The sequence below is a fragment of the Acinetobacter sp. HR7 genome, assembly GCF_000773685.1.
GTDB classification, from domain to species: domain Bacteria; phylum Pseudomonadota; class Gammaproteobacteria; order Pseudomonadales; family Moraxellaceae; genus Acinetobacter; species Acinetobacter thermotolerans.
Genome location: NZ_JPQO01000223.1, coordinates 1 through 12,034, shown reverse-complemented (window position 1 = coordinate 12,034; position 12,034 = coordinate 1). Strand labels below are relative to the sequence as shown.

At 39.6% G+C, this 12,034-nt stretch carries 8 protein-coding genes and 2 pseudogenes; 3 read left to right on the top strand and 7 right to left on the bottom strand.

Annotation, left to right across the window (positions count from 1 at the left end; all coding sequences use genetic code 11):
* Positions 1–108 precede the first annotated feature (108 nt).
* Both GW12_RS14590 and GW12_RS14585 read right to left on the bottom strand, forming a co-directional pair.
* Entirely contained in the window at positions 109–1,119 is a 1,011-nt protein-coding gene (locus GW12_RS14590; protein WP_052127939.1) for a glycosyltransferase family 2 protein, read from the bottom strand.
* Positions 1,120–1,127: 8 nt separating this feature from the next.
* The gene (locus GW12_RS14585) at positions 1,128–2,126 is read right to left on the bottom strand and encodes a glycosyltransferase (protein WP_034588946.1); all 999 of its coding nucleotides are present in this window, start codon (positions 2,124–2,126) and stop codon (positions 1,128–1,130) included.
* Between the two features lie 101 nt (positions 2,127–2,227).
* On the opposite strand from GW12_RS14585, the gene GW12_RS14580 reads away from it, so the two are divergent.
* Positions 2,228–4,213 (top strand): capsular polysaccharide biosynthesis protein, encoded by a 1,986-nt coding sequence (locus GW12_RS14580; protein ID WP_081403512.1) that lies wholly within the window; start codon positions 2,228–2,230, stop codon positions 4,211–4,213.
* A 6-nt stretch (positions 4,214–4,219) separates the two neighbouring features.
* Positions 4,220–5,485, top strand: a complete 1,266-nt coding sequence (locus GW12_RS14575) for a capsule biosynthesis protein (protein ID WP_052127938.1) — start codon at positions 4,220–4,222, stop codon at positions 5,483–5,485.
* A 418-nt stretch (positions 5,486–5,903) separates the two neighbouring features.
* On the opposite strand, the gene GW12_RS14570 is transcribed toward GW12_RS14575, so the two are convergent.
* The 5 genes and pseudogenes from GW12_RS14570 to GW12_RS14555 all read right to left on the bottom strand — a co-directional run bounded on the left by GW12_RS14570 (position 5,904) and on the right by GW12_RS14555 (position 8,363).
* Positions 5,904–6,140: a VF530 family DNA-binding protein gene (locus GW12_RS14570; protein ID WP_034588943.1), complete on the bottom strand. Its 237-nt coding sequence runs from the start codon at positions 6,138–6,140 to the stop codon at positions 5,904–5,906.
* 115 nt (positions 6,141–6,255) lie between these two features.
* Positions 6,256–6,444: pseudogene (locus GW12_RS15520) on the bottom strand (type II toxin-antitoxin system HipA family toxin); the annotation flags it as partial.
* 58 nt (positions 6,445–6,502) lie between these two features.
* A pseudogene (locus GW12_RS14565) lies at positions 6,503–7,740 on the bottom strand (IS256 family transposase).
* A gap of 109 nt (positions 7,741–7,849) precedes the next feature.
* On the bottom strand, positions 7,850–8,113 hold the full coding sequence (locus GW12_RS14560) for a Txe/YoeB family addiction module toxin (protein ID WP_000203952.1): 264 nt from the start codon (positions 8,111–8,113) through the stop codon (positions 7,850–7,852).
* The gene (locus GW12_RS14555; RefSeq protein ID WP_016658858.1) at positions 8,100–8,363 is read right to left on the bottom strand and encodes a type II toxin-antitoxin system Phd/YefM family antitoxin; all 264 of its coding nucleotides are present in this window, start codon (positions 8,361–8,363) and stop codon (positions 8,100–8,102) included. Before GW12_RS14555 ends, GW12_RS14560 begins: the two co-directional genes overlap by 14 nt.
* 641 nt (positions 8,364–9,004) lie before the next feature.
* On the opposite strand from GW12_RS14555, the gene GW12_RS14550 reads away from it, so the two are divergent.
* Positions 9,005–12,034 (top strand): SNF2-related protein (locus GW12_RS14550; RefSeq protein WP_034588947.1); only part of this gene is annotated, 3,030 nt, incomplete at its 3' end.

Below are 12,034 nucleotides of genomic sequence, written 5' to 3'. Positions count from 1 at the left end.
GCCAAGTGAATGAAATTCATGCACGTGTAGCAGTCCTTAACAGATTTACGGAATTAGGTCGACCACTTACCCAAGTTACGCCTTAAATTTAGCTCAATTAGGGGCACTTTACATTTCAAATCTTTGTGCAACAAAGCCTTTCAATGACTTAAAAAGTTGAGATTGGCGTTTTCTTAATTGATTTCCATTTAATTCTGCCCAAAGTACCACATACTTTTGGCTATTTTTTTCTTCAATGACTTCATTGAAAAAATAATTTAATAAGCTTAGTTTGTTGAAATGCAACTTATCTTCTTTAAGGTCTTGATATTTATTAATAAATAAATCTTTGTTGGCAGCCCGCTTTTTATAATAATCTTCATCTTTATCTTTCTTATGAAACTGGTGTAAGAAATAAACAGGCTGAATCAAACTGTCTAAAAAAGGCTTAGCCAAAACCGCACGTAAACCCACACTCATTAATGGCGCTAAATATGGTTCATCCACCAAAATATCGGCTGAATACTTAATTAAACCTTTGTAGTGAAATAAGCGCAGCATAAAATCAAAATCTTCATAACCATGCCCTATAAATTGCTCATCAAAACCACCAATCTCACGCACACTGGCCATATCACACAGCACAATAGAAGAAGGAAAGGCAAGGTGCAAAATTAAATCACGGCGAAAATCATAATAATGATCTTTAAACTCAGCGGCTGAAGTTTTAGAAATCAGCTTGCTGCCTGCTTTAGACAAATACAAACATGGAAACATGCCAATCTGTTTAGGCTGAGCGAACACGTGCTGATAGGCCAGCTCTACCAAATGCCAGTCGGGTACAATATCAACATCTAAAAACAGCACATACTGGGTTTTCACTGCAGCGAGTGCGGTATTTCTGAGTTTAGATAGACTACTGGCTTCGGCATCGACCAAACATACATGCATATTGGCATGTTTGGCGATTAAACGTTGTAAACACTTGACCCAAAACTGTGGTGCTGCATTACAACCAAAAATGAGCTGCACAGATTGACCTGCAAACATATGCACAAAACGTTTAACACGACGATACAAATCCCAGCTACGGCGATGGAAATCAAGCGGAATAACAATCGATAAATCAGGTGTGTGCACGTTTAATCTCAGCTTGCCAAATAAGGATGATCTACATTACAGGTTTGCAAGATCGATTTCAGCCAGGTCTTTGCAGTGTAATGCTGCTGTACATGGGTATGGGCATAGGCGACCATCTCTTGCTGCTCGGCAGTATAACCGGACTGTAACTGAGAAAACAGCGCTTGTGTCGCTTCGAAATCATCCACCTGAATACACATGTCTTGAAATAAATGATCAATGGCCTGACTTGGATTAGAAATCACCAAACGACCACAGGCCATCACCTCAATCAAACGCCGTGAAAACATCGTCGGAGAATCGGTAATGGTGTTCACATTTAACACTTGCTGATAACGGCGATAGGTGGCCGGTGTTTCTGGATAAGGTACAGGCGGATAATAATTCACATCTCCATCATAATAGGGAAATTTATATTCCATAGAGGGTGTGGCATGACGATTAAACAGATCCAGACCATAAGGTGCAGCGGCTAAAAAAGTCTGATCCTGCCATTGGGTGCGTTGATCATGCATATTGCTCTGATAAGTACCCATAAACACACTGCGTTTTAATGGGGCTTCTGAAGTTGAAAAATGCATCTGCGGCTGAATAAAAAACGGCGCAACCGCAACCTGACTATTGGGTGCATCGACCTGATAACGTGGCACACTAATGGCATCGGTAGTGAAAATATAATCGAATAATTTGGCAGACTCTATAAACTGATCATAGTGATAAGGGTCTTCCTTGTTCCAAAAAATAGTTGGAATGTTATGGTCTTTACACCAATAAACTAATTTTTTCAAAGCATTATTATTGCGTTGAGGATGGTTGGGGTAATGAGCAACTTTATGCCGCCAGACATCATTGTTTCCACGCCAGGCCGACTCTACAAGTAAGAAGTCAATTTTTTGGCTTAAACGGTACCAAAAGGGCTTTTGACTTAATAGCTCTATATCCGATTCTGGTTTTAATGTATTGTAGGTGAAATCATCTAGAATACTGAGTATACGTAATTTCTTCATAGAATGATCTACTACCTGAAGTTGCTATATGTGTTATTTGGGTGGTGTATTCTACAATGTGTTTCATATTTATTTATATTTATAGCTTATAAATCTATCTTATGCGTTATTTTGGCTCCAAAAATTTAGAAAAATTGATGCAAGTATATCCAGTTGACTTTCAGTATGAGAGTTTTAGCTGTGGATGGGGCCGTAAAAAAAGTTTCTTTAAAGCTCAAGCCTTAGCCAAACAAAAAGGTCTGAAAGCGCTATGCTTGGAGGACGGTTTTGTCCGTTCTCTAGGTCTTGGTAAAGATGGTTATCCACCTTTATCGCTTGTTGTTGATGAAACCGGTATTTATTTCGATGCACTACAACCTTCAGATCTAGAAAACCTCATTTTAAAAGATGAGAGTCTGAAAGATAATCTTCGTGCCCAGCATGCCATCGACCAAATTTTAAAATTTGGAATTACTAAATATAATCAAAAATTTCAAAAAATAGATGTAGGCAAGTTTGATAGAAAAATCAGAAATATTTTAGTTATTGATCAAACCTTTGGTGATCAATCGATTAAATATGCAGGGGCTACTCCTGATACATTTAAAAGTATGTTAAGACAAGCCAGTATTGATCATCCAGATGCGGTTATATGGGTAAAGACCCATCCAGATGTATTGGCCGGGAAAGCTCAAGCTCATTTTACGCCAGAGGATTTCAATCGACCTAATATTCGATTGCTCACTGAGCACTATAATCCTGTCGAGCTGCTGCAGCAGATGGACGAAGTGTATGTGGTGAGTTCTCAGCTTGGTTTTGAAGCACTGTTATGTGGAAAAAAAGTACATTGTTTCGGCGTGCCATGGTATGCAGGGTGGGGGTTGACCAATGATGCTCATGCGCCTTTGGATATTCTGAATGGCCGCAGAAACCGGCAAAAAAGCTTGCAACACTTATTTGCCTGTGCCTATTTTCACTATGCACGCTATGTCAATCCGGTCACCGGACAACGTTGTGAATTGGAAGATATTCTAGAGCTGCTTATTCCCAATATTGAAGTACAAAAGAGATTAGAGAGTCGTTATATCGCTTATGGCTTTTCCCCTTGGAAAAAGCGCTTTATTCCTGATTTTTTAGGCTTTCCAAAACTGGATTTAAAATTCCAGCGTTATCTTAAACCGAGAAAGTCTGAACATGTGCTGGCCTGGGGCAAGAAGGCTCGACAGCTTAAAGATAAACAATACAATCACATTACTACAGTGGAAGATGGCTTTATCCGCTCCGTAGGACTGGGAGCAAAGCTGATTCGGCCATGTTCCCTGGTCTTTGATGATGTTGGAATTTATTACGATGCCACCCAACCTTCGCGTCTTGAACAACTCTTAAACCAGGTCGAGCTCAATGCCCAACAAGCGCAACGGGCCACACGCTTGCAACAGATGCTGATAGATCTGAATATTTCCAAATATAATGTAGGCGAATTTAAGCGTTTAACCAGACCTGAGCATCCACGGGTTTTATTGGTTGTAGGGCAGGTCGAAGATGATATGTCTATTCAGCTTGGTGGCGTGGGAATAAAAACCAACCTCGCGCTGTTAAAAGAAGTACGAACCAGAAATCCCGATAGCTATATTATCTATAAGCCGCATCCTGATGTGCAAACCGGTTTAAGGGTGGGCGGTATTCCTGCTGCCGAGATATTGCGTTATGCAGATCAGGTAGAGTTAGATGCTTCTATCCTTGAATGTTTTGAAATTGTAGATGAGCTACATACCATTACATCGCTCAGTGGTTTTGAAGCACTCATTAGAGGCTTGAAGGTATACTGTTATGGCTTACCTTTCTATGCGGGATGGGGGCTGACTCAAGATCTGTATCAATCAGAGCGACGTAACAAAAAAATTAGCCTTGAAAAACTAATTTATATTACGCTGGTAGAATATCCAATTTATAATTTAGAAGTGACAAAAAAAATGCGGATACCTGTAGTGCGTCCCGAAGATGTCATTACATCTATCAAGCAACAATTAGACCAAGCGGTAAAGGTAAACAGCCATAAAAAGAGTATACTGTCGCCTTTATATAATTTACTAAAAAAACTGGGTTAATTTCTCATGTCTGTACATGTAAATAATTTACTACTTTCAGACAGGGTCTTGTTGTTGCAGGGCCCTATGGGCAGTTTTTTTTCTACTTTTGCCAACTGGCTAAAGTCCAATGGCGTTCAATGCTTTAAGGTGAATTTCAATGGTGGCGATCAGTTTGATGCGCGTCATTTTGAATATAGCTTTGACTATACGGGCACTTATGCGGATTTTGCCCAATGGATTGAGCACCTCATATTAACTCATGAGATTGATGCTGTCGTGTGTTTTGGCGACTGCCGTAAGTATCATCAGACCGCGAAAAAAATAGCAGCAAAAAATAAAGTGAAGTTTTTTGTCTTTGAAGAAGGCTATATTCGTCCGAACTACATTACCTTTGAGCAAGATGGCGTTAATTTCTTTTCAAAATTTTTAACTCATTTCCAAACGACGACTGTAAAAACCTCCCGGGTAAATAAGCAGGTTGAAACTATTCATAGCAGTACAAGTCTTAGAGTATTCAGTGTTATTGCCTATTACTTTTTTATGCTGATCTTTTGCTGGAAATATCGGCATTATAAACACCATCGGCAAATGAGTGTCTGGACAGAACTTTATTATTGGATCTGGGCGGGAATTCGCCGCTTAAAGAATTCCTGCTTTGAAAGCCGTAAATTTAATCATTTTATTCGTCACCATCAAAAACGCTATTTTGTATTTGCCTTACAGGTACATAATGATTTCCAGATCAGGACGCATTCTGAACTGAAATGTATGAAAAAATATATTCAGCTGGTGATAGAGGATTTTGCTGATCATGCTGATCCATATCATCATTTGGTATTAAAGCATCATCCTATGGATCGTGGCTATCGTAATTATGCAAGATTAATTCGTAGATTAGCGAAAAAACATGGAGTAGAAGGGCGTATCCATTATTTTTGTGATATTCATCTACCGACTTTATTAAAGCATAGTTTAGGTTTTGTTGCGGTAAATAGTACAACCGGTATCCAGGCTTTATATCATCAGATTCCTGTAAAAGTATTAGGACATGCTTTATATAATTTACCTAAACTGACGAATCAGCGCCCATTGTCAAAATTCTGGCGTAACCCAGGTAAAGTTGATCAGGTGTATTTTAAAAAATTCCGGGAAAGGTTGATTGATTACTCCCAACTCAATGGTTCTTTTTATGGAGAATCACCTTGGATGGAGCAATATAGTATTGAATCTTCTACTATTACCCAGCCAGTGAAGGCTGCTTTAGAAGAGCGGGTGAACATTGGTTCATAAGAATTTATACTTTTAAGTGAATGGTAATAGGGTCTAAATCATAAAATGAATAAAAGCGAACATTGCTTCGCTTTTTTTGTTAATTCAGAGATTGAAATAAAAAAGCCCCAATCTTTCGATCAGGGCTTTTAGAATCTGGAGCGGGAAACGAGACTCGAACTCGCGACCCCAACCTTGGCAAGAGTCACCGACATAAAATACACTAAATAACATAATTGGTATTTTAATAAACTCTATATATAACAGTTATATAGAGTTTTTATTTTGTGTGGTGTAATTTAAGGTAGGGTGGGGTACTTTGATTTTTGGTCACTAATTTATTGTGATAATCAACAATAATAACCAACATACACATGCTTAATCTAAAGGTGTTTTACTGACTGGTATAATTTTATAATGAGAGGGGTGTTGCCTGGGGCTACGGTTTCTGTTTTGCCTTTTGGCGTAAGACGTACAAATATAAGCTTTCTACTTTTTCACGTGCCCATGGTGTGGTACGCAAGAATCGCAATGATGATTTAACACTTGGGTCTATGCAAAAACATCTAATTTCAATTTTACGACTTAAACCTTCAAAGCCACCGTAGTAATCCAATAATTCATCCAAAATGTCAGCAAGTTTTTTGCCGTGTAAAGGGTTATTGGAGGTGTTCATAATAGATCAATCGTATTTTGGGTGGCCATTATTATAACCTGGGCTAGTTGGAAAACTAGAGAGTTGGAATGTAAGTAATGATGGACTGAATAGCCACCAAAATTCTGGGGCACACCCAGCCATCGGGTGATGCATCATATATATGACTTGGTAATCCCATTTGCTGTATAGGAAAGTTTTTTCTTAATGGGTCACCTTTTAATGGAAGTAGGTAAGAGGAAAGCTCTAAACCTTTACGGATCGCTTCAGCACTGTATTCAAAGGCAATTAATGGTCGACCTGTGATTGCTGTTGAGGAGACCAGTGTACCCTAAAGCCAATATGAGCCTGTAAATAATTTTGTGTAATTGCTTTTCATAAATTTAAAGGTGATTGCTTAAGCGGTCACCGAATTCAATAATAAAGCGACTCATAGCTAAACGCCAGTCGCGAATAGGCATATTCCACTTTTTAGACGCTGCATCAATTGCCAAGTAAATCACTTTACGTACAGAATCATCCGTTGGAAAGACTTTACGCTTTTTGATTGCCTGGCGTCTTACGCTGTTTAACGACTCGATTGCGTTGGTAGTGTAGATGGCTTTGCGTATCTCGGCTGGATAAGCAAAGAAGGTATTCAGATTCTCCCAGTGCGTACGCCAGCTTTTGCTGATCTGTGGGTACTTGTCATCCCATGTTTGGGCAAATTGATCCAGGGCCATCAAGGCTGCCTCTTCAGTAGGTGACTGATAAACGGCTTTTAAATCCTGAGTGACCGCCTTGTAATCTTTCCATGACACGTATTTCAAGCTGTTGCGCAGCATGTGGATAATGCACAGCTGGATGTGGGTTTGCGGGTATACGCTGTTAATCGCATCAGGAAAGCCTTTTAGTCCTGAGAGGCGCTGCTTCGCAAGGCAGGCGATCAGAATATCCTGCAACCCTCGGTTTTTCAGCTCAGTCAGGACATTCAGCCAGAACTTGGCACCTTCATTCTCAGCCATCCACATGCCGAGCAGTTCTTTGTGTCCATCAAGATTAATGCCTAAGGCAAGGAATACAGCCTTGTTGATGACACTGCCATTATGACGGACTTTAACCACAATACAGTCCATATAGACGATGGGATAGATCGCATCCAACGGACGGTTTTGCCATTCAGCAACCTGCTCATTGACGGCATCCTCACAGCAGTGCTGTTCGCCTTGGAAATCAGCGTTGGAGATACATCGGTATCGTACATTTCCTTGAAGGTATTAACGATTTCATTGGTGGTCATGCCTTTGGCATAAAGGGATAGAATCTGGCTATCCATTTGCGTGATACGGGTCTGATTCTTTTTAATCAGTTGTGGCTCAAATGTGCCATCACGATCTCGTGGTGTCGTGATCTCAATCTCCCCATCATCGCTAAGTATAGTCTTACTAGAATAACCATTGTGGGCATTAGAACCGTGCTTACGAGCATTCTTTTCATGTCCGAGGTGTTCGGTAAGTTCCGCATTGAGAGCCGTTTCAACGGTGAGTTTAGTCAACAATCGGGTGAATTGATTGAGATCGTCTTCTGTTTTGATTCCTTTAGCAAATTCTGCTGCAAGGTCTTTTAGTTTTTGTTCGTTCATCATGTTGCCTGACTCCGTTGTGAATATGAACATAGCAAATTCAGGCAATTACACAATTTAATTTACAGTCTCATAAAATACTCTCCCATACTAAGAATAGGGAATATTATTAGTAATGGAACCGACATTGAATAATGGAAATTCGTTCATCCGTCACTTCATAAACTAATCTATGCTTCTCATCAATTCTACGGCTCCAGAATCCTGAAAGATTTGCTTTTAAAGGTTCTGGTTTTCCAGTTCCTTCAAAGGGTGTTCTTTGACATTCTCTGATTAAGGTATTGATACGTTTGAGTATCTTTTTATCCTGTGTTTGCCAATAGATATATTCATCCCAGGCATTTTCAGTCCATTCGACATTACGACTCGTCATCTATAATCAACTCTCTTTGTTTGGTTTTACCTGCGCGTAATTGAGCAATTGATTCGTTTAAACGAGTGGTATTATTTGGAGATGAAAGGAGATACAACGTTTCCATTAAACTGTCGTAATGATCTTGTCCCATTACTACAGCATGACCGCCTTCTTTTCTTGTAATGAAAGCGACATCTGCATCATCAATAACTTTATCTAAAACAGATTTTAAGTTGTTACGTGCGTCTGTATATGTAAATACATGCATATATTTCTCCCTCATAAAGTAAGCTGTGTTAAAACGCTACTGACTAGATGATAGTGATTGAACTTTACAATCTAAAATGTACAGAATTCTGTACATGTTGTCAATTTTGTGTAACAGTTTTATATCAAATAGGCTTTGTTGCATAAAGATTTCATAACTATATGATTTTAAAAGTTTTGATTATTTTTTGATCCAAAATTAAATTTATTTAAATCAGATGCTTACATATTTATACAACAGAGCCGACTGAAGATACTATTAAATTAAAGAAGTCTAATTAGATATTTACAATCTAATAGAGTCTAACAACTTGCTTTAAGCTCTATTAATTTTGCATGGTGTCACGAGGAACCGGGATTTGCTATCAGTTCAATCTGGAATATCTGGCCCCAGTAGTCTGAAGCAATGGGGTCGATGGGCAGGGCTCTGCCTTTGCTGATACCTCAGGCAGCTTAAAAGTATTTACGCCAGCCAATAGAAAAAACACCAAAGTTCACTACCAGATAGCGAGTTATAATTTAAATTTGAGTGAGTTGGGGGGATGCTTCAAATTATAAATCTTTGTGCAACAAAGCCCTACTATTCTGAAATGACAGCTTTGTCCGTTATAATTGTATAAACATTTTTAGTGTCTGGTAATTATGTCCTCATTGATCAATTTTCTATCTCGCTTTAGTACTGCAACTCTTCAGCGCAGCCAGAGCTATGCTAAACACATTGATAGGAAAACGATTGAGTTCTTTGAGGAAAATGACGATGTCACGATGTATGCCCAAATTGAAGGGACAGATTATTACGATACTGCAATTACCTATAATCTTAAAAAGGACCGTTTAATTGATGACGACTGCACTTGTCCGGTTGGATATAACTGTAAACATGCTGCTGCTTTAGCCAAATTATTTTATCAAGAATATCGAGAAGGATATCTGAAGAGCTATGTTGACTCTCAGTCATCATCTCACACTCAAAAAGATCGGGTTGCAATTAATCAAGCACAACGCTGGTTAAGTGAGTTTAAGCAGTATTTACAACATACCCAGTTAGAGCAGCAAAAGACAACGAGTAATTATTTACTTTATTATTTAGATCAGCCTTTAGGTCTATTCGGGTTAAAACTTGAGGTTCGCAAAGGTAGACGTAATAAAAGTGGGACGATCACAGGTGTCAGTTCTTATACTGAATATGGCAATATTCTAAAAAAACGTCTGTCTTTGCCTGATGGGAAGCGACAATTATTTAATCAAATTTATTATTATGCCAAGCTCAATCAGAATGAGTTTTCTTATGGAAATAGTCTTGATATATCAGGCATTGTCTTAGAGCATTTTAAATCTTTCATTCAGAGTGGTGATGTCTATTGGAAACAAAAAAGTGATGCTCCACTTACATGGTCAGAACAAAGCTATCAGCTTGAATTTTCTTGGCAAAAGAGCATTGAAAAACAGACTGAGCACTTAGATTTTGAGTTGGTCAATGGAAATGTTCGACTCAATTTAAAATCGAATCCACATCTTCAAATTCTTGTAAGTCAGCCACTTTGTTATATCGATATTCACAAGAATACGGTAGGGCAACTCTATAGTGAATATACATCGGATTTACTGTACTACCTTTGGCGGATGCCAGAGATGCCTGCGACGGTTTTGACTGAGTTTGAGCAGCTTACCCATCAATCTACAACGATACATAACTTGCCAAAACCTGGGTTTCTTCAAGAGATTGAAGTCTTACAGGGTAATCCCCAGCCAATTTTACGCTTCGGTGTTTTAGATAAATTTGATTGGAAATGGGAAGAGTCTGTTTGTGCCGAAATTGAATTCTCCTATGTAGGCGGACGAATAAAAGCAGGTACATCAGGTGACAGTTTTATTGGTGAGCAGCATGGCAAAATGGTGCGACAGCTTCGGGACTTAGTTCAGGAACAACAGTCAATCCAGCGTTTACAGCTATTGGTCGAATCACTGAAGTGGGTAAAAGATCTTAATTATTACCAGCAATTAAAACTGGATAAACAACGTCTTGATTCTATGGTTTTTGCGTTCTATGGAGACTGGATCAAACAGCTGATGCCCATCAATCAAATTGAATTGATGGGATGGCAGATAGAGCATCTGGAACACAGCCCATTTAAGCTGCAATATGTTGAAAATTTAAATATTTCCATCACTGAATCTGAAGGCCAGCAGGACTGGTTCAATATCGGGGCGACCGTTCAGGACAGTGCAGGCAATAGCTATGATTTACTCGATGCACTTGTGGCTTTGGTGAAAGAACATCCTGATTTACTTGATCCGCGGACTTTTATTCATCTGCATGACAGTCAAATTTTCACCGTGAAAACTGCAGTTGATCAACCTGATTTGGCTCTATCCGCTAGGGATATTAAGCCGGTATTGTTGCATCTGCAGAGCATTTTACAGCAAGAAGAGCGCAGTATTGATCGCTATGATGCGAGTCAATTATTAGAATTGCAGCATAATCTTGGGATGACATGGCAGGTCAGTGATCGCCTGCAGCAATTTGTACAGAAATTCAAACAAGGCTATCAGCAACAACTGCCGACACCACAAGGTTTTCAGGGGGAGTTGCGTCCATACCAGCAGCAGGGCTTAGGCTGGTTACAGTTTTTAAGGGAAACCCAGCATGGCGGGATTCTGGCGGATGATATGGGTTTGGGTAAAACAGCACAAACTTTAGCCCACTTACTCATGGAAAAGCAGGCTGGTCATTTGCAGGACAGACCCGCCTTAATTGTTGCACCCACATCGCTGATGCATAACTGGTTCAAAGAAGCAGAGAAATTTACCCCTGAGCTCAAGGTATTGCTGCTACAGGGGCCCGATCGCCATCAGTATTTTGAGCAGATTCCGCACTATGATATTGTGTTAACCACCTATCCGCTTCTGGCGAGAGATGAAGAGCAACTAAAGCAATATGAATATCATCAACTCATTTTGGATGAGGCGCAGAATATCAAAAATCCGCGCGCCAAAGCTGCACAGGTAGTACGGCAATTAACAGCGCGACATCGTCTATGTCTAACCGGTACACCTATGGAAAATCATTTGGGTGAGCTGTGGGCACTATTTTATTTCCTGATGCCAGGATTTTTATATTCACAAGAAATTTTTAATAAAAAGTACCGTCATCCGATTGAAAAGCGCGATGATGAGCAGTTAAGACAAAAGTTGGTCAACCGGATTAAGCCCTTCATTTTACGTCGCTTGAAAACTGACGTAGCCAAAGAGTTGCCAGAAAAAACCACGATTGAAGTCAATATTGACATGAATGAGCAGCAATCCAAGCTATATGAGGCTGTTCGTGCCACGATGCAGGCAAGCATTCAGAAAATTGTGGCAGAAAAAGGCTTTAAACGTAGTCAAATTCAAATTTTAGATGCCTTGCTGAAGCTGCGTCAGGTCTGTTGTCATCCTAGCTTGCTGAAACTGGATTCAGTTAAAACCGGGCAGGCGCATTCTGCCAAACTTGAACAGTTGATGGATATGGTTGTTCCAATGGTGGAAGAGGGGCGAAAAATTCTTATCTTCTCTCAGTTTACTTCAATGTTGGAACTGATTGAACAACAGCTCTATCACGCAGAAATTGGCTATGTGAAGCTGACTGGAAAGACCAAAAAGCGAGATGAGGTCATTACAGCATTTCAGTCT